At 60.6% G+C, this 17,531-nt stretch carries 22 protein-coding genes and 1 pseudogene; 18 read left to right on the forward strand and 5 right to left on the reverse strand.

The genetic code is table 11. The annotated features are described in order from the left end of the window. Positions 1-4 precede the first annotated feature (4 nt). The 5 genes and pseudogenes from RAD16_RS10240 to RAD16_RS10260 all read left to right on the forward strand — a co-directional run bounded on the left by RAD16_RS10240 (position 5) and on the right by RAD16_RS10260 (position 1,721). Positions 5-214, forward strand: coding sequence for a cold-shock protein (locus RAD16_RS10240; RefSeq protein ID WP_283079884.1), 210 nt, complete (start codon positions 5-7; stop codon positions 212-214). Positions 215-310: 96 nt separating this feature from the next. After that, on the forward strand, positions 311-553 hold the full coding sequence (locus tag RAD16_RS10245; RefSeq protein ID WP_084334434.1) for a transcriptional regulator: 243 nt from the start codon (positions 311-313) through the stop codon (positions 551-553). Positions 554-611: 58 nt separating this feature from the next. Beyond that, positions 612-827, forward strand: a complete 216-nt coding sequence (locus RAD16_RS10250; RefSeq protein ID WP_458157734.1) for a hypothetical protein — start codon at positions 612-614, stop codon at positions 825-827. Positions 828-1,106: 279 nt separating this feature from the next. After that, a pseudogene (locus RAD16_RS10255) lies at positions 1,107-1,363 on the forward strand (Ku protein); the annotation flags it as partial. A gap of 160 nt (positions 1,364-1,523) precedes the next feature. Next, entirely contained in the window at positions 1,524-1,721 is a 198-nt protein-coding gene (locus RAD16_RS10260; RefSeq protein ID WP_027559961.1) for a hypothetical protein, read from the forward strand. A gap of 100 nt (positions 1,722-1,821) precedes the next feature. On the opposite strand, the gene RAD16_RS10265 is transcribed toward RAD16_RS10260, so the two are convergent. Together RAD16_RS10265 and RAD16_RS10270 are read right to left on the reverse strand one after the other, a co-directional pair. Next, on the reverse strand, positions 1,822-2,970 hold the full coding sequence (locus tag RAD16_RS10265) for an extracellular catalytic domain type 1 short-chain-length polyhydroxyalkanoate depolymerase (protein WP_458157735.1): 1,149 nt from the start codon (positions 2,968-2,970) through the stop codon (positions 1,822-1,824). Positions 2,971-2,974: 4 nt separating this feature from the next. Beyond that, positions 2,975-3,394: a CopG family transcriptional regulator gene (locus RAD16_RS10270; RefSeq protein WP_458157736.1), complete on the reverse strand. Its 420-nt coding sequence runs from the start codon at positions 3,392-3,394 to the stop codon at positions 2,975-2,977. Positions 3,395-3,947: 553 nt separating this feature from the next. Between RAD16_RS10270 and RAD16_RS10275 the strand changes: the two genes are divergently transcribed. From RAD16_RS10275 to ligD, 9 genes are all read left to right on the forward strand, one after another. After that, positions 3,948-4,937: an NADP-dependent oxidoreductase gene (locus RAD16_RS10275; protein ID WP_458157737.1), complete on the forward strand. Its 990-nt coding sequence runs from the start codon at positions 3,948-3,950 to the stop codon at positions 4,935-4,937. A gap of 73 nt (positions 4,938-5,010) precedes the next feature. Next, positions 5,011-5,664: an HD domain-containing protein gene (locus RAD16_RS10280; protein WP_458157739.1), complete on the forward strand. Its 654-nt coding sequence runs from the start codon at positions 5,011-5,013 to the stop codon at positions 5,662-5,664. Positions 5,665-5,687: 23 nt separating this feature from the next. Next, positions 5,688-6,194, forward strand: a complete 507-nt coding sequence (locus RAD16_RS10285) for a cupin domain-containing protein (protein ID WP_458157740.1) — start codon at positions 5,688-5,690, stop codon at positions 6,192-6,194. A gap of 221 nt (positions 6,195-6,415) precedes the next feature. Further along, positions 6,416-7,390: a GlxA family transcriptional regulator gene (locus RAD16_RS10290; RefSeq protein ID WP_458157741.1), complete on the forward strand. Its 975-nt coding sequence runs from the start codon at positions 6,416-6,418 to the stop codon at positions 7,388-7,390. Between the two features lie 180 nt (positions 7,391-7,570). Next, complete coding sequence (locus tag RAD16_RS10295; RefSeq protein ID WP_458157742.1) at positions 7,571-8,212, forward strand: HD domain-containing protein; 642 nt, start codon at positions 7,571-7,573, stop codon at positions 8,210-8,212. Positions 8,213-8,778: 566 nt separating this feature from the next. Continuing rightward, positions 8,779-8,973, forward strand: a complete 195-nt coding sequence (locus tag RAD16_RS10300; RefSeq protein ID WP_458157743.1) for a DUF2934 domain-containing protein — start codon at positions 8,779-8,781, stop codon at positions 8,971-8,973. Continuing rightward, positions 8,954-9,259 (forward strand): DUF2934 domain-containing protein, encoded by a 306-nt coding sequence (locus RAD16_RS10305; RefSeq protein ID WP_458157744.1) that lies wholly within the window; start codon positions 8,954-8,956, stop codon positions 9,257-9,259. The genes RAD16_RS10300 and RAD16_RS10305 overlap by 20 nt, the downstream gene beginning before the upstream one ends. A 320-nt stretch (positions 9,260-9,579) precedes the next feature. Further along, positions 9,580-9,915, forward strand: coding sequence for a hypothetical protein (locus RAD16_RS10310; protein WP_458157745.1), 336 nt, complete (start codon positions 9,580-9,582; stop codon positions 9,913-9,915). Further along, positions 9,912-10,859 (forward strand): non-homologous end-joining DNA ligase, encoded by a 948-nt coding sequence (gene ligD, locus RAD16_RS10315; RefSeq protein WP_458157746.1) that lies wholly within the window; start codon positions 9,912-9,914, stop codon positions 10,857-10,859. Before RAD16_RS10310 ends, ligD begins: the two co-directional genes overlap by 4 nt. A gap of 31 nt (positions 10,860-10,890) precedes the next feature. Here the strand turns inward: ligD and RAD16_RS10320 are convergent, their stop codons facing one another. Beyond that, positions 10,891-11,715 (reverse strand): ribonuclease HII, encoded by an 825-nt coding sequence (locus RAD16_RS10320; RefSeq protein WP_458157747.1) that lies wholly within the window; start codon positions 11,713-11,715, stop codon positions 10,891-10,893. 259 nt (positions 11,716-11,974) lie between these two features. Between RAD16_RS10320 and RAD16_RS10325 the strand changes: the two genes are divergently transcribed. Further along, on the forward strand, positions 11,975-13,078 hold the full coding sequence (locus RAD16_RS10325) for a DNA topoisomerase IB (protein ID WP_458157748.1): 1,104 nt from the start codon (positions 11,975-11,977) through the stop codon (positions 13,076-13,078). 427 nt (positions 13,079-13,505) lie between these two features. Here the strand turns inward: RAD16_RS10325 and RAD16_RS10330 are convergent, their stop codons facing one another. Continuing rightward, positions 13,506-13,688 carry a hypothetical protein gene (locus RAD16_RS10330; RefSeq protein ID WP_458157749.1) on the reverse strand — a complete coding sequence of 61 codons (183 nt, stop codon included), beginning with the start codon at positions 13,686-13,688 and terminating at the stop codon, positions 13,506-13,508. A gap of 576 nt (positions 13,689-14,264) precedes the next feature. Here RAD16_RS10330 and RAD16_RS10335 point away from each other — a divergent pair. Then, positions 14,265-14,465 carry a hypothetical protein gene (locus RAD16_RS10335; protein ID WP_458157750.1) on the forward strand — a complete coding sequence of 67 codons (201 nt, stop codon included), beginning with the start codon at positions 14,265-14,267 and terminating at the stop codon, positions 14,463-14,465. 47 nt (positions 14,466-14,512) lie between these two features. Beyond that, complete coding sequence (locus RAD16_RS10340; protein WP_458157751.1) at positions 14,513-14,749, forward strand: hypothetical protein; 237 nt, start codon at positions 14,513-14,515, stop codon at positions 14,747-14,749. A 230-nt stretch (positions 14,750-14,979) separates the two neighbouring features. Here RAD16_RS10340 and RAD16_RS10345 read toward each other — a convergent pair whose 3' ends face one another. Beyond that, the gene (locus tag RAD16_RS10345) at positions 14,980-15,213 is read right to left on the reverse strand and encodes a hypothetical protein (protein ID WP_458157752.1); all 234 of its coding nucleotides are present in this window, start codon (positions 15,211-15,213) and stop codon (positions 14,980-14,982) included. Positions 15,214-15,634: 421 nt separating this feature from the next. Between RAD16_RS10345 and RAD16_RS10350 the strand changes: the two genes are divergently transcribed. Beyond that, positions 15,635-17,419 carry an adenylate/guanylate cyclase domain-containing protein gene (locus tag RAD16_RS10350; RefSeq protein ID WP_458157753.1) on the forward strand — a complete coding sequence of 595 codons (1,785 nt, stop codon included), beginning with the start codon at positions 15,635-15,637 and terminating at the stop codon, positions 17,417-17,419. Positions 17,420-17,531 lie beyond the last annotated feature (112 nt).

The raw sequence follows: 17,531 nt of genomic DNA on the forward strand, positions 1-17,531 counted from the left end.
GAAAATGACGACAGGTACTGTTAAGTGGTTCAACGGCCAAAAGGGCTTCGGTTTCATTCAGCCGAACGACGGCGGCAACGATGTGTTCGTTCATATCAGCGCTGTTGAACGAGCTGGTCTTTCCGGGCTCGGAGAGGGCCAAAAGGTCAACTTCGAGACCAAGACCGACAAGATGCGAGGCAAAGTCAGCGCTGAGAACCTCTCGCTGGCTTGATATCGTGGCGCCGTTTCACGGATGTACTGGAACGGCCCTTGTGCCCGCTCAATCGTTGGATTGAGCGGGTTTTGTCGTTGTGGAGCCAGGCGAGCGATGACCGCCAAGAAGCCGGCAGAGCCATCATCAGAAGCCATCGCGCGTTCCGATCGCAAGCGCTTGGCCGCTGAAGAGGGAGCGCGGGCATTGGCCGATGTCGAAAAGCAGGCCATCGATGTTCGTAAGAACATGGCGCGGCTTCGAGAAGTTCGTGAGGCCAAGGAAGCAGCTGACGCAGTCCTTCAGGCGGCGTTGCCAGCGCCTCCACCGAAGAAGCGCCCAAGAAAGCCGCGGGTCTAGTGGCCTGTAAGGCAAACGCCGAAATCTGGGGAGTCGATCATGCGACAGGGCGGGCGTCTTGCGTAGAGCTAGATCGGAGCGCGGCGGGACGATCACCTTCTTTCTCGCGTTCGGCGCAAATCGGCAGATGTGCCGGCTTGCGACGACATTCAGTACCGAGAAGCAGGCGTTCAGCTATCTACAGAAACATCGAACGGAGTTCGAACGTATGGCACGCGCACGCCTTGCTTCAGGCGAGCTCGAACATGGAGTTGTTGTGCTTTCGATGCTCTAGTGGTCGGACCGGACCCAAGTTTGCACGAGCACTTTTTGACCAGTCAAGGGGCGGCCGTTGAAATTGGAGCGGTGCTGTCTCTTGCGCACATCGCCCAAGAGCTTGACGCTTCGCGAGCATCGATGACTTGGCTTTCGAAGCTCGCGAAGCGGCCCATCTCCAGGGCTTCTTCGTCTACAGCGAGCTAACCGCCATCCCAGAAATCAAAATGGTTCGAGCGACATTCGTCTGAGATAGGAGTTCGACCACTCTGACTTGGCCGCTTCGAGCCGGTACGACCTGATCGACCTCATCAACCAGAAGCGCTCCGGGAAACCGATCACGCCGAAATCGAAACCCGCGCGACCAACGTCGTCGACCCGATGGAGGCGCTACGCCGAGTCGGCAAGAAGGCCGCGCCGGCGAAGGCTGCCAACCCGGCCAAGAAGCCGCGCAGGGCGGCAGCCGGCCAGAAGAAAATGTCGATCGAGGGCAAGGAGCCGGCGAAGGAAGCGGCGGCTAAAAAGCCAGCCAAGGCGCAGCGGAAGTCGGCGTAATCTTCGAGACACCAGGGGATTGGAACGAATGGCTTCGCGAAGAGTCGAATCCATGCCCCTGGCCCCCCAAAAGCCCCGCCGGGGGAAAACCTACCCCCAAGGTTGGCGGTCCGAATGCGCAACATAGCGCAAGGACCGTTTGCGCCCGAAGGAGGGAGCAATGAACAATCGCACATCAGACCGGATGACGCCGACCGCGGCCCAACGGGAGGCCCAGAAGGTGTTTCGCGACACGCGCGCGGAGGCACCGGTCTCCGAGCATGAACGCGACCAACAGGCATTCCATGCAAACCGGGAGCGCCTGAAGTCGGAGCGGATCGCTCGAGAGGCTGCAGCGGAACAGAAGCCGAAGACCTGATAGCGCCAGCGGGCTCCCGTTCGATGGAGAACGATTGCGAGCTCTGCTTCCCATCACCGAGATGATAGCGGATGCCACCTCGATTCCGCCCCTGTAGGAGCTAATGCTCGAGGAAGAAGCGCAGCATTTCTCTCGCTGCGTCCGGTCCGTCCGGATCGGTGTAGGAGCCGGCGGGGCTGCCCCCCGACCATGCGTGTCCGGCTCCGTGGATCTCCCAGTGCTCCAGGACTCCGCGTCCGCCGGCGTCGACATGGACCGTGCGAGTGTAGGCATGCCCTCCTGGCACCCGTCCGCGCTGCACCTTCGCCGTCGTGCTCGTCCCACCGATGGACTGCCGGACGATTCGATCACCGTTTTTCGAATGCACCGTGTTGTCGCGGTCGCCATGAAAGACGATCGTCGGGACGGGCGGACCCTTGCCCGGCATCGCCTCGGGCCCGCCGCCTTGCTTCATGGCCATTAGCGCCGAGGGCAGATCGGTGGCGGCCCCGCAGGCAAGTCCGGAATGGATGCCGACTGCCGCGTACAGATCGCCGTACGTCGATGCCATCACGGCGGCAGCCGCAGCTCCGGCCGAGAGCCCGGCGATGTAGACGCGTTGCGGATCGACAGAATGGTCGCGCATGATCTGGCGGGTGATGCCGGCGATGAGCGAGGGTTCGCCGCCGCCGCGCTGCTGGTCGGCTGGACGAAACCAATTCCAGCATTTCGCATGGTTTGCTTCGGCCCGCTGTGCGGGATAGGCCACGAAGCAGGTCTGTTCTTCGGCGATGAAGTTCATCCGCGTGCCCGCGGCGAAATCCTCCGGCGACTGCGTGCAACCGTGCAGCATGATCACCAGCGGAATGGCCTGTCCATGATAGCCGCTGGGGATGAAGAGCCGGTACGTGCGGCTTCCCGCGGCGTTGCCGTAGCTGCCTTCGACGAAGCGAGTGCGGTCCGGGACGATGTCCGCCATGGACGGCGGGGCGCGCCGCAGCGGCCCTCCGAGGCCAAGCCCAGGGAGGTTCTTGGCGAGATCCAACGGCGGACGGACCGTGCGACGCGGACTTCTCGTCGCGGTGACGTCTGGCTTGGCGTCGATGATCGGCGGCTTTCTTTTTGTCGCGGTAAAGCGTTGTGTGGTGGGGGCGGCGATGTCCGGTGTGTGCTCACCCCGAAGCATGCGTTGGAGCAGCGCCGTGGCCTCGACGAACTGGCCCGAACGCGTGAGGCGTGTGGCTTCGCGAACGATGTCCAATTTCAGCATGGCTTTACCTCGTTCTGTCGGCGAGAGCGGATTTGACGGCGGGACTGGCGTGCAGGGCCCCCAACACGGAGACCGAGGCAATCGTCGCGCGAGCGAGTTCGGGGGTCACGTCTGGGGCGATGGTGGCAAGCCCCAAAACATTGATGTGCAGCATTTCACCGGCCCGCCGCGCCGCATCGAGATCCTCGCGGCTGTAGTGCCGAAGCCCGAGGTCCAAACTCTTTCGGACCGTGGACTGCTTGACCACGTCGGCATGGCGTTCGAGCTGGTTGCGGATTGCCGTTCGGATGAAATCGGTCCGGTTCGAGTAGAATCCTTCCTGGACCATCAAGTCGACCTGACCGAGATCAACGAAGCCAAGATTGATCGTGATTTTTTCCGAGTCCGACGGCTTTGGTCGGATTTCGCGGACGTTACTAGCCATGGCCTCCATCCTATTTCCATCCGGGTGGATGGTATATAGATGGAGAAGCTGGACGTTCAAGGGTGCGCCAGTGATACGACGTGAGGCGCAGGGGAGGGGCCTAGCCAATCTTCTCGATCGGAACGAGTCTAGGTTTCAGGAGGCGCGCTGAGCGCGGCGCGAACCCGAGGAGGGGAGCTGCCCCGGCCGATAACGTAAGCTGGGGGTCCTGCCGTGACGTTCTTCAGCCATAGCCTGCGAATGCGCGCGAGCAACTATCGTGGGATTTCCACCCTCGGTGTAAGCCTCTGAGCACCCGCTTGGACGTAATATCGCGGCAGCTTCTGCAGAGTGGAATCGGAATAGATCCAGAATCATCTGGCGACGAAAGCGCCTCTATTGCCGCGAAGGCGCGACAGGCCTTTGTCAGGATACGACGTACGGCTGTCCTGATCCGCGGGATCGTGCTCGTTGTCTGGGGCACGAGTCCTTGCGACATACGGATAAGCCCGTCCCATCAATCGCCCCGAACGGTCGACGGCAAGCATGACGAACTAAGCGCAAGGAGCATGAGATGACCTCCAGCAGCATCGTTCCTCGACTTGATGAAGAGCGAACCCATTCAACAATGATGGCCTGGCGCGTGCACGAGTTTGGGCCGCCAGAGGTTATGAAGTTCGAACCCGTGCCGCGACCCGAGCCAGGTCCTGGCGAGGTCCTGGTCAAAGTCGCGGCTGCTGGAGTTGGCCCATGGGATGGCTGGATCAGGTCCGGCAAGAGCGCTTTGCCGCAACCGCTCCCCCTCACGCTGGGCTCGGATCTCTCTGGTGAAATCGTCGCGATGGGATCTGGGGCTTCCGAACTGCGTGTCGGAGATCAGGTTTATGGTGTTACGAATCCGCAGTTTGTCGGGGCCTACGCCGAATACGCTCTAGCGTCCGCGGGCATGGTCTCGAACAAGCCGACCTCGTTAACCCACGTTGAAGCCGCGTCCGTTCCTGTCGTTGCCGTGACGGCATGGCAGGCGTTGTTTGATCACGCCCAACTCAAAGCGGGTCAAACGGTGGTCATTCACGGTGCGGCCGGCAACGTTGGATCCTATGCGGTTCAACTGGCCCATCATGCTGGTCTGCGAACTGTCGCAACCGCATCGATGGGCGATATTTCCATCCTGCGCAATCTGGGCGCAAACACGGTGATCGACTACCGGACGCAGCGCTTCGAGGAAGAAGTTCGGGACGCCGACGCTGTGATTGATCTGGTCGGTGGCGAAACCCAAAGCCGCTCGTTCCGGGTCCTTCGTCGCGGCGGCAAGCTGATTTCGGCAGTATCCCGCCCGGATCAGGATCTTGCAAAGCGCTACGGTGTTGAAGCCGCCTTCTTTCTGGTCAACGTCACGAGCCAATATCTGACGGAGATCGCTCGCTTCATCGATGGTGGAAAACTACGAACAAACGTCGGGGCAGTCTTGCCCCTCGCGGATGCGCGCGAGGCTCATTTGATGCTGGAACGCGTGCGGCCTCAGCCGAAAGGAAAGATCGTGCTCGCCGTCGGAGCGAGTTGATCAGCATGATTTCGTCGTTGCGCTCGCGCGCAACGCGCAGCCAAGCCCCACAGTAACTTGAGAGGACGCAACAATGACAACCCGAAATCTCGCCCAGGCTCTCGTCATTCCCGATTCCTTGCTCGCGAAAGAGGCGACGGACATCCTGCGCGAGCATTCCACCCATCTGCTGTTCAATCACTCGATCCGCGTCTACCTGTTCGCTGCCGAGCAGGGCCGTCAGAGGAATCAGCGCTTCGACCGTGAGCTCCTTTACGTCGCCGCCGCATTTCACGATTTCGGCCTGATCAAGAAGTTCTCGAGCCCAGACGAGCGCTTCGAGGTCGATGGTGCAAATGCCGCCCGACAGTTTCTTAGCACCCACAACATCGCTGAAGATCAGGTACAGACCGTCTGGGAAGCAATTGCGCTGCATACCACCCCCGGCATCCCGAAGCATATGGGACCCGAAGTGGCGCTCCTCAACTCCGGCGTACTTCTCGATGTCACCGGGGTGGGCTTCGATCAGTTTCCCGCGGAGTTGCGCGAGGAAATCGTCGCCAAGTACCCGCGAACAAATTTCAAAGAAGGCTTCATTCAGGAGTATTTCGCCGGCTTTGCGCACAAGCCGGCGACGACGTATGGCACCGTCAATGCCGCCGTCTGCGAACGTTTCATCCCGGGATTCAAGAGCCCCAATGCCTGCGACTTGATCGCTGCTTCGCCCTTCCCGGATTCCATAGTTTAAGTGGCCTCGTGAGGAGAGTAGCGATGACGTCAATCAAGGGATTTGTCTTTGGAATTAGTGCTCTGTCGATCTCTTGCGAGACGGCAGCAAACGCGCTGAGGAGAGCAACGCGAGCTGCCGCCGTCCCGCTGTTAGCAGCAGCGATCGCTCTGGGAGCTTCGCCAGCGATCGCGCAGGGCCGGGAGCAGGTGAAAGTCGCCTTCGCGCACGCACTGCCGAATATCGAAGGAAAGAAGCTGGTTGCTGTCACGGTGACTTATCCTCCCGGAGCCAAATCGCTCCCTCATCGCCACGCAGCATCAGCTTTTATCTACGCCTATGTGCTGTCCGGGGTCATCCGTAGTCAAGTCGGCGACGAACCCGCGAAGATCTATCACCCAGGCGAAAGCTTTTACGAAATGCCCGGTTCACATCACAGGATCAGTGAGAACGCGAGCGACAAGGAGCCCGCCAGCTTACTGGCCGTCTTCGTTGTCGATTCCAAGGACGAGCCCTTGACCATGCCAGACAAGATGCCGGGATCACAATAACGGCGCGACAAATGCGGCTGTCGCCGTGACGATCTTTTTTGGACCTGCATGCGCCGCCTGGTTGGCCGCCGGGAGAGCAATATCGATCAATAGAAGTCCATAACCCCTGGTTGATCCGGATGTGCGGATGTTCGTTCCGTTGCCTCCCGGATCCCGCCAGGCCTTTTACAGAGTCCGGACTACCTGCATAATAAGGCTCCAGGGTGGAGAGGCTGTAGCAGGTGCCGGTACAAGCAGTCGCGATCGTCGTCTGTGAGGGGGTCCAGGCCCTGGACGTGGCGGGCCCGATGGATGTGTTCAGCGAGGCGAACACGTTTCTCGGCAGCGCGGATCGCTACGAAACCGCCTTGGTTGCTGCTCATCGCAATCCGCTGCGCGCGTCGAACGGGATCCGCATGGTCGCCGACCTGACCTTCGAAGAGGCGGCGGGCGGCTTCGACGTCGTTCTGGTGGCCGGCACTCCGACGCCACCAGAAGCGGAGCCCGAACCGTGCCTGCTTCAGTGGGTCAAGGAGCTGCCTTGGCGCTCGAGCCTTTATGGATCGATCTGCACAGGAGCTTTTGTGCTCGGCTATGCCGGCCTTCTCGACGATCGGCGTGTCACAACGCATTGGCAGGATGCACAGGCGCTGGCGGCCAGGTTTCCGAAGGCAAAAGTCGAGCCTGATTTGATCTATGTCCGCGATGGACGGCTGATCACCGCGGCCGGTGTGACTGCGGGGATAGATCTCGGCTTGGCACTCGTCGGGCAGCGGCACGGTGCCGAAACGGCACTCAAAGTCGCCAAGCGGCTGGTCGTGGTTGCCCAGCGCCAGGGCGGACAATCGCAGTTCAGTCCCTATCTCACCGCGCCTGCCGATCCGGAATCGCCGATCGCGCGCATCCAGGACCATGTCATGGCCAACATTGGCGATCGCCATACCCTGGAGTCGCTGGCCGCGGTCGTCGGCATGAGCGCCCGGAATCTGGCCCGGCATTTCGTGCAGGTGACCGGGACCACACCGCACGAATTCATCGAGCGCGCCCGTATTGATGCCGCGCGCATGATGCTGGAAGGAAGCGATCGACCGCTGAAGGCCATTGCCTTCGATTGCGGCTTCGGATCGGCGGATCGGATGAGGATTGTCTTCAGCACCCGTCTCGGCGTGACCCCTGTCCAATACCGCGCCAGCTTCCGGCGGGCGGAACCGGAATAGCTCGCGAGCCAAGGACGAAAGGGCTGTCTCCTGCTGGCGCGAAGGCGCCGACGGGCCTGTTGTCAGGAAACGACGGACGGCTGTCCTGATCCATAGCATCCCGCTCGTTGTCCGGTACTGGGGTCTGTTGCCTAATCCCGGCAAGCAAGCAGCCCACTATTCAATCGAGGAGATTGCTCCATGTCCGAGATCATCGCCGGCATCCGCGTGCCTGACAGCGCTATCGCGCGCGCCGCCACGCAGCTGGTGCGCGATACCGAAGACGACCTGCTCTATAACCACAGTCGCCGCGTCTTTCTTTGGGGCGCGCTGACCGGCGAGCGCCGCGAGCTGAAATACGATCCGGAGCTGCTTTACCTCGGCGCCATGTTTCACGACATGGGTCTGACCGAGAAATATTCGAGCCCCGATCTGCGCTTCGAGGTCGATGGCGCCAATGCCGCCCGCAAATTCATGAAAAGCTACGGCGTGCCCGAGCGTGACATCGAGGACGTGTGGACCGCGATCGCGCTCCATACCACGCCCGGAATCCCCGAGCATATGCGCCCGACGATCGCGCTGGTGACCGCCGGCGTGGAGATGGACGTGCTCGGCATCGCCTATCACGACTTCACGCATGAACAGCGCGACCATGTCTGCGTCCATCATCCGCGCGAGGCAAACTTCAAGGAGAATATCATCGATCACTTCGCCAATGGCATCATCAAGAAGCCGCTGACGACGTTCGGAAACGTGAAGGCCGACGTCCTCGCGCTGAAGGACATGAACTATGTCCGTCAGAACTTCTGCTCGATCATCCTTGGCTCTACCTGGCCGAACTGAGCCCTGCCTGCTCCTAGCCGAGGAGGCCGAGATGGATCCCAGCCGTACGACGATGTCCGGTCGGGGAAGGCGTCGCCACCGGCACGGGTGAGGGAGATGTCGTTGCGGTCGATGGGATCTTGGCCGGCCGGTTTGCGTGCCGTGAATTCTGCGACGCGCCGGTCGCGCGACGGACGATCGAGCAGATCAGTTTTCAGCTCAGAGCGCGCAACGCGAGCTTTTCAAAGGGCCCTCTAAATTGGTGCGACCGACTACGTATCCGGAGACCAGGCTTGAACTCGGTTGGCTTGAAAGTCGGCCGGCGTCGGAGAGCCTATGCGTCGGAAACGCATGCAGAGCCAAGTCTTCCCTTGGACCATCGTTCCTATGGTCGATACACCAGGGTCGTCCGGTCGACAGGCGAACCCCAGCCGCGCGGCCCTGTGGCGATCAGTTACCTACCTGTCTTGGTTTTGCCGGCTGGGGAACTCCGCACCGCCAAACAGGTTGCTTTCGCAATTTGGAGTTCTGGTCCCGGCGGCCAGTACGTTTGGCAGCTGACGTACAGCAAGGGAGGATGAAGCAATATGACCCAAGTTGATTTAGATGACGTACGTGCCCGCGCCTACAAGCTTTGGGAGGAAGCTGGTAAGCCGGAGGGCCGAATAGATGAGTTCTGGTACGAGGCGGAGCAACGCCTGAAGGAGGAAAGCCTCAGCCACGAGCTTAAGACGTCGGACAATCCTGAGGCCATCACGGTCTATGCAGAGTGCGTTGATTGACCACCTGTCCGAACTTCGGCGGCTTGAACATCAGCTTCGGTTGGCTCGTCGCGCGGCCGCGCTCATAACCGATCAGGCGACCGCGAAGCGCCTCGAAGAGTTCGCTCGTGAGATCAGCCGCAGAGTTTGCAGACTGAAACTTGAGAGCCTGGAACACGAGACCAGGCGACGCGCGTACGAGCTTTGGGAGCGTGCGGGGCGGCCACACGGTAGAGATGCCGAGTTCTGGCTACGCGCGGAACGCGAAGTGCTGGACCAAGCAAAGCTTGGAAGTTGCGAAGGTTGAAGGGGGCGCGGCCCGCTGACCCGATAGAGCGGAGTGGCAAAACATCCATGAGACGCGAGGCATCACACGCTTCGAGATACGGACGACATGCACTTTGCCTATCGTGGTCCCTTGTCTCTGGACCGGGGGCTGCCACGCCCGGCGGTCACCTCGTTTTCCAAGGGCGGCGCTGCGTCCTTGACTTCGCTGTGGTGTTCGATGGCGGCGCGCATCCAGTCCTTCTCAAGCCCCCGCACGGATGGAAAGAGATCAAGCGACGTATGTTCCGCTACGAGGAACAACCGGCAGGCTGCTGTCGTTCTTCCTCGGAGGAGCATCGCATGAGCTTAAGAAGGTCCATCGGAGGCCTCGGCCCCTACCCGTCGCTTTTCTTGTTGGCGCTCCCGACAGCTACCGTAGAGCCCCTGAAGCTCGTGGCGGTAGCCGTGGCAGGAGAGGGGCACTGGATCACCGGGACGGCGATGATCGTGGCGTGCTACGCATTCAGCCTTCTGGTGGTCGAGCGGCTCTTCGTCATCGTGAAGCCGAAGCTGCTCATGATCCCTTGGTTCGCGAAACTCTGGAAAGCGTTCGTTTCGGTTCGGACGCGTGTGTTCGGGGTATTCCGTCCCGGCAGCACCGAGAGAGTTCTCGATCGACAGTCGGCTTCGAAATGAGCCGAGAGTCAACGCTGCCTAAGCGCCTGCAGCCGATGCTGGCGACGCTCACCGATGCCCCCTTCGACGATCCTCATTGGGTGTTTGAGGACAAGTACGACGGATTCCGGATGGTCTCTGAGATCCGCGGGGGCAGGGTGGCCTTGTACAGCCGCAACGGCAAGATCATCAGCCATTCGTATGTGGAGGTTGCACAGGCCCTCGAAAGGGTCAAGGGCGACGCCGTGATCGAAGGCGAGCTCGTCGCGATCGGGAAAGACGGTGTATCCCATTTCCAACTGCTTCAAAACGCCCTGCGCCGCGAGGCTAAGCTTTTGTATTGCGTGATCGACCTCATGTTCGTAGACGGGGAGGACCTGCGTAGGCTGCCCCTCCTCGAACGCAAGCAGCGACTCGAGGCCATCCTGCCACGCCACAGACTGATCGCATTCAGCCGGCACCGAAAAGCCGACGGCAAAAAGTTCTTCGCGGAGGCCGAGAAGAAAGGCCTCGAAGGGATCATGGCGAAGCGCGCCGACAGCGCGTATGCATCTGGAGGCCGGACCGCGGACTGGCTCAAGGTGAAGACCGCACAGCGACAGGAAGTCGTGATCGCCGGCTTCACGGCGCCGAGGCGAGCCCGGCCGTTCTTCGGCGCCCTCGTGCTGGCGGTACGCGAAGGCGATGCGTGGCGGTACATAGGCCACGTCGGCACCGGCTTCAGCCACCAAGTTCTCGAAGAGCTTTACGGCAAGCTCGTGACGCTCAAGACAGCCAAGTCGCCTTTTCCTGCCAAGGTGAAGGACGAGCGGGTCACGACCTGGGTGCGTCCTTCATTGGTCGCGGAAGTGAAGTTCGCGGAGTGGACCAGCAAGGGCGAGCTGCGCCAGCCGGTCTATCTCGGGCTGCGCTCCGACAAAAACGCGAAGGACGTCGTTCGCGAAAAGAGCTGGTCGCGAAAATAATGCAGGCCAGCCGAAACGTACGACCTGGAGTTCAGCCGGCGGCGCGTTCGGATGCGGAAGGCCACGGCGGCAGGGGCGGCAACCCGAGAGCCTTACGAACGGGTCCAAATGACCGCCGGTGAGCTGCGCATGCGCCTAGTTTGGCGAGCGCTTCATAATGAGCCGGCACCGGGTAGCCCTTGTGATCCGCGAAGCCATAGCCGGGGTGTCGCAGGTCGAGCGCTCGCATCACGGTATCGCGCTCGACTTTCGCGAGGATGGAGGCGGCGGCGATGCTGGCGGACTTGGCGTCGCCCTTGATGATAGCCTGCTGAGGGATCTCGATTTCCTTCAACCGCTTCGCATCGATCAGCAAGTGCTGCGGCTTCAACCCCAGCCCCCGGACCGCACGCTGCATAGCCTGGATGCCTGCCCAATAGATGTTGATCGCGTCGATCTCCTCGACCTCGACGAACGCCACACACCAACTCTCTGCCTTTTCCTTGATCTCCTTCGCGAGTTCCTCGCGAGCGGCAGCGTCGAGTTTTTTCGAGTCGTCGATCCCGACTATCCGCGTGCCGGGTTTCAGGATCACAGCGCCAGCAGAGACCGGCCCGGCGAGCGGACTCATTCCAGCCTCATCCACGCCCGCCACGGCATGATGGCCCTTCTCCCAAAGAGAGGTCTCGAAGCGGACCATTTTGCGGAGACGCTGCCCTTCGGACCTATTTTCGAAGCGGCGCTTATCGATTGACGCCAGGATGGCACGGGCTCCCGCGCGGGTGTCGGCCCGCAAGATCTGCTCGACCGTGGCCTCGAGCGGTCTTTTTTCGAGGACATAGCGCTGACGCAATACATCGAGCGAATATTGGGACATAGCGGCCTTCGCAAAGACTGACTGGGAGGAACGTGTCCGTGAACTTTGTGTCGATTGTCTGAAGTTGAGCCATGCCGTCTCCATCGACTGCGTAGCGCTTTACCAAAGGAACCGGCCGCATCTCATCTAAGGTCTCGATATCGGCGCTGCCAGCCAGTTACACATCGCACCACCGACCTTCAGACTGGAACCAACCGGTATCTTCATCCCTTGGAAAAGAGCGGAGCCTCACCCCAGGGTGCTTCCGAAGGACCGGCCCATGCTCCGACAGACCAGCAACGAAGATCAGATTCTGGATCGCACCGCCGAGGTCGCGGCCACCATCGCGGAAGAAAGCCTCCGGTACGTCAGCGACTCTGCGCCGGGCTACACGCGCAAGCGGACCGGAACCACCTTCAGCTACTACGACAAGGACGGCAAGCGCATCACCGATGCCACTATCATCCGACGCATCAAATCGATCGGCATCCCGCCGGCCTACGAGTCCGTGTGGATCTGCCCATCGCCGAACGGCCACATCCAGGCAACTGGGCTCGATGCGCGGGGTCGCAAGCAGTACTGCTACCACGCGAAATGGCGCGAGCTGCGCGACCAGAACAAGTACGAGCACATCATCCAGTTCGCGGCCGCGCTGCCCGCCCTGCGGGGGCGGGTCGCCGCCGACATGAAGCTGGACGGGCTGCCCCGCGAGAAGGTGCTGGCGACGATCGTCAGCCTGCTTGAGAAGACTTTGATCCGGGTCGGCAACGCGGAATACGCCGAGAAAAACAAGTCTTACGGACTGACCACCATGCGCCGCAAGCACGTTGCGGTTGGCCGGGGCGTCCTTCGGTTCGACTTCACGGGCAAGTCAGGCAAGCAGTGGAAGCTCCGCGTCGAGGATAAGCGCATAGCCGCGATTGTGAAGCGCTGCGCTGAGATACCGGGACACGAGCTCTTCAAGTACCTGGACGACGACGGACAGCCGCGCACCGTGGATTCCGGCGACGTCAATGCCTACATCAAGGACATCACGGGTGAGGACTTCAGCGCGAAGGATTTCCGCACTTGGGCGGGGACGGTTTTGGCAGCTTTGGCCCTGGCCGAATTGAAGAAGTACGATAGCCAGACCGAGGCGAAGCGCAACGTCGTCGCCGCGATTGAGAGCGTCTCGAAGCAGCTCGGCAACACACCGGCAATCTGCCGCAAGTGCTACGTGCATCCGGAAGTCCTGGACGCTTACATGTCCGGTGACCTCATGAAGATGATTGAAGCCAAGATCGCGCAAAAGTTCAAGCGCCAGTACGCCAAGCTCACGTGCGACGAGATCATGGTGCTGGCGTTTCTCCGCAAGCGTCCCGATTCTCTAAAGACCTCCGCCTAGCCTCTCGTCGCACTCGGCATACGGCGCGTTCTTGACCGTGGCGGTTGAAGTCAGGCGCGCCATCGTTCCCACGCCGGCTCTCCTGAGCTCGCTCTTCCATCATCGGCAAGGCGATGCGCAGCAGCCCAAGTTGCCAACCGCTCGAACTGGGCGGAACGTTCAAGATATTCGCCTATGAGCTTCACAGCCACACTTCTTCGTGGCAGTCGCCACATCGATAGATCGGCACGATTCTGTCGTTCTTCACGTCGAAGATGGATGTGGCGTACCGCGAGGGCCCGCTGCACTTGGGACACGGTGGCCCTTGTCGCGGAGGCGGTGGCGATGGCTCAGCGTCCCTAGTCTCGAACACGAGCGGGCCTCGGCTGAAATGAGGTTCCTAAGTCCAAGGTAGACGCTCGCTACCTACAACATATGATGAGCCGCATTATTCCTTCGGCGGATCAGGACGCCAGACTTTCGGGACCGTGAGTTGAAGCAGAGCCTCGGAGAGTCCTAGTTGCAGGTAGGACTTTCGCGGTTGCTCGTTAGTCAATTCGTTGGCGGCCTTGATCCGCTCGATCCTGGCGGCAATCGTCTTTGCCAGCCAGTCTGTATACTCGCCGGCCATAGGACACCTCCCCATGCAGACATTAACATAGGTTAAGCCTCTTTGGTTCCGGCAGCTAACCCCCCATCATTTCAAAATGGCGAGGGCCAACCCTGAAGGTTTCGTAGAAACCGCGGTTGGCTGTCAGAACACATCCCCCTGGTCAAGCACAAGGAGGGGTTCCTCGAGGGTGTCGACGATCCCTTGCCGCCTGGACGTGTTCGCTGCGCAGAAGCCGGTACAAGTCTTCGAGATTCATCGGGCCTCTCGCCCCGGAAGGTTTCCCACTAGGCTAATATGTGGCTAAACCGTACACAAACGAAAATGGGCTGTTGACCGTCCGCGCAGCGTGGCGCTGGGGGCCGCGACGATTTCATGTCAACGGCCGAATTGATCCAAGTGCCGCTGAATCCTTAGTTTGAGCCGCTTACATCTCTTGAGCCATTTCTGAAGAGTTCCGACAAGGTTGTGAAAGATACTCCTTGCGGGGCGACCGGCACCGGCGCACGGTCGGCCATCACAGCCCGGACCTTGGCTGCTATCTGTGATGAGAACGCCGGTAGCGCTCCCGCCCTCCTCGAACAAGAGAGCAGCGCCATGACGAAGCGGCGTCGTTTCAAACAGACTCGATCTCTGGAAGAGCGCCTTGCCGAAGAGGCTCAGCGTTTGCGCGAGGAAGCGAGACTGCTTCCGCACGGGCCCGCACGGGAACAGGTCATCCGGAAGGCCCGGCAATGTGAGACCGGTTCGCACATGAGCAATTGGCTGCGATCGCCAGGATTGAAGCCGCCCGAGTGAGCCGCTCTAAGTTAGAAACTGCTGCATCGGGGACTGGTTGACCCTTCATGGCAGAGTCGTTCTGCAAAGAGTTTACCATCGTCGAGGTAACCTCGGACTCGGGATCGACGGAAATATGGCTTGCTTTCGCCAAGCCAAGCCAGGCGGTGACGCTGGTCCTCGCGTCCGTACCAGAAGGCTGGACGGCACACATCCTACCGGCCGTCTTATCTGAAAAGCAGCAAAGGATGTTCGAAGAGGTCGACCTCCAGCCCGGTGAGGTTTACCGGCTTCCCTCGCGATAGGAATGCTGCGCTGGTATGCTTCTCCGGCACTTTCGAACGCCGCGACGAGAGCACGTGCCCTTTCAAGCCGGCTCGGAAGCGGTCGATGAGGACACAGGGCCTCCGGAGGCCGGTCAGATCCACGACCGGCCGGTCCGAACTCGATCAGCGTACCAGGCGGCAGCCTCCGGCCACCACTGATGCGTTCAACCAAGCCTTGTGACCAGATGTCGAGATCCGGGACCCGCGCGTTACCGACCTCTGGAGATGGTTGGGAAAGACGATCGGGACATGCGTTGCTTGGTGTCTCGCAAGTTGCGCACGTAGTAGCCTTGCCTCTGCACGGCTGACTTAATCTCGTCGCTGACTCTGAAAATTCTTTTTCTGCTCTTGCGCCACTTATTTGCAGAGTAAGCTCCGGGTATCGCGGAGCCTGTGCTTAGAACGAGCAAGTCGCTCTTCCCATTGCGATAGACATCAAACACTTTTCGTCCCGCTGATCATATCGAAGTAAACACGAAATTAGCTTTCAGTTATTCTGATCGACCAGCTTACTATCTCGAATGACTATGCGGGTTGTAAATGTGCAACGCGCGCCACTTTTTGCTTCATTGCGTTCCGGCTTGGGGCAAATTGGCGCCCCAGGCAATTACCTCAGCGATGCCGTTGAACCACGAAGCGCGGCTCGCGGGTCGTTGAATGGCATTGCCTTTGTTGCGGTTGGCCCGTTGCCAAAGAGCCGTTGGGAGATAACAACGTCACCTTGCCGAGGAGGGGGCCGTTCGGATCTGAGAAGGATCGTGCCGGACCGCTCCTTCCGATCCAACTCGGAAGTCGGGTCTAGCAGGGCGGCCGGCCGATGTGCTTTGATGCGCTACGCTGAAATTGCGAATATGAGGTATTTCCTTGACCATCGAGCGCGTAGACCGGCGCCTGGCAGCTGTCCTGGCTGCTGATGTTGCCGGATATAGCCGCCTTATGGGTGCCGATGAGGAAGGCACGCTGGCACGGCTGAAGACGATCAGAAGGGAATTTGTCGATCCCACCATCGCCGCACATCGTGGCCGCATCGTCAAAACCACGGGCGATGGCATGCTCGTCGAGTTTGCCAGTGCTGTCGATGCAGCGCGAAGCGCGGTCGAGATCCAGCGCAAGATGGCCGCGCAAAAGGCCGACGGTGCAAAGGGGGCCGGGATCGAATTCCGCATCGGCATTCACGTCGGCGATATCATTCTTGATGAGAACGACATTTTCGGCGATGGCGTCAACATCGCGGCTCGACTCGAAGGCATTGCCGAACCCGGAGGCGTCTGCATCTCCGACGACGCGCATCGGCAAATTCGCGGCAAGGTCGATATCGTTTTCGACGATATGGGGCCGCAGGCCTTGAAGAACATTGCCGAACCGATGCGCGCATGGCGTTGCCAAATTGATGCGAACGCATCTTCGGCAGAGCAGATAAAATCGTCCGTCGAGATTGGCCGTCCGCCGGCAATCATCGACAAACCCTCCATTGCGGTGCTGCCTTTCACCTGCTTGTCCGAGGAGCGTGAGTTCAAATTCCTGACGGAGGCAATGAGCGAGGATTTGCTCACGATGTTGGCCCGGATTCCCGGCTTCATTGTCATCGCCCGGCAATCCGCCTTTGCTTATCAGGGCCGCCAGGTCGATAGCCGCCAGATCGGTCACGAGCTTGGGGTCCGCTATATCATCGAGGGCAGCGTGAGGCCCGCCGGCGCCCAGCTTCGTGTCGGCGCGCAGCTGATCGAAGCGACAACCGGCGCGCAGCTCTGGGCCGACCGGTTCGATGGGCAAGCCGAAAACGTCCTTGAACTGCAGGATCAAATTGTGCGCGCGATCGCCAGCCGGATCGAACCGGAACTCGTTCGTGCTGAAATTGCCCTGATCAGGCGTCGGCGCGACGTCAACCCGAACGCCTGGTCATGCTTCCGTGAAGGCGCGGGGATGATCAGCCTCAAAGGTTGGAGTGAAGAAACGTTGAGGCAGGCCGCCGCGCTGTTACGTCAAGCGACGAATCTGGATCCTGATTTTGCGCTCGCGCGCGCCCAGCTCGCCCTTTTTCTCTCGTTGGGCGCGCGGCTTGGCCTCGTCGCAGACAGCGCCGCCGCCGTGACGGAGGCGCGCTCCGAGGCCGAACGGGCGGTGGCGATCGAGCACGATGCGTCCGAGATCCTGGGTTATGCCGGCTGCGCCCTGGCAGAACTGGGCGATGCGCAACGCGGCACCGAGCTGCTGGAGCGGGCGATCGAGAACGATCCCAGCAATGCACAGGCGTGGGTCGCGCTTGGGACAGCGCAATGCTTTTTCGAGACGATGGATCCTGCGGGACTGGAGAAGCTCCAGCACGGAATTCGGCTCAGCCCCCGCGATCATCGGTTAGGCTTCTGGGGAACTTTCTACGCCCTGGCTTTGGCGAGGCATCGCCAGATCAAGGAAGCGCACGAGGAGATCCGGACAGCCTGCCGCCGCGATCCACAATTTTATGTCGCTAGGGTCGTGCTGGCGGTCATAGCGGCAGGACTTGGCAGGAACGAGGAGGCCGTTGCAGCCCTCAACGAAGCACGCCGCTTGCGCCCACGGCTCTCGTTCAACGAGATTGAATTTCTGGTGGGGCGTCGCGCAGCGCTTCTCGCTCCTCTCTGGAGTGAGGTCTCCGGATCCTCGAAGTAACCACCACCAATCTGGGGCAAGTGTCGCGTCCTTAAGCTTGTCCCTTAACCCGTCCCTAGGCTTCCGCGCCTGCCGCACTTTAGCGTCAACTCAAAAACTCGAAGCGCGACCA

Source organism: Bradyrhizobium sp. 18BD, from assembly GCF_054185225.1.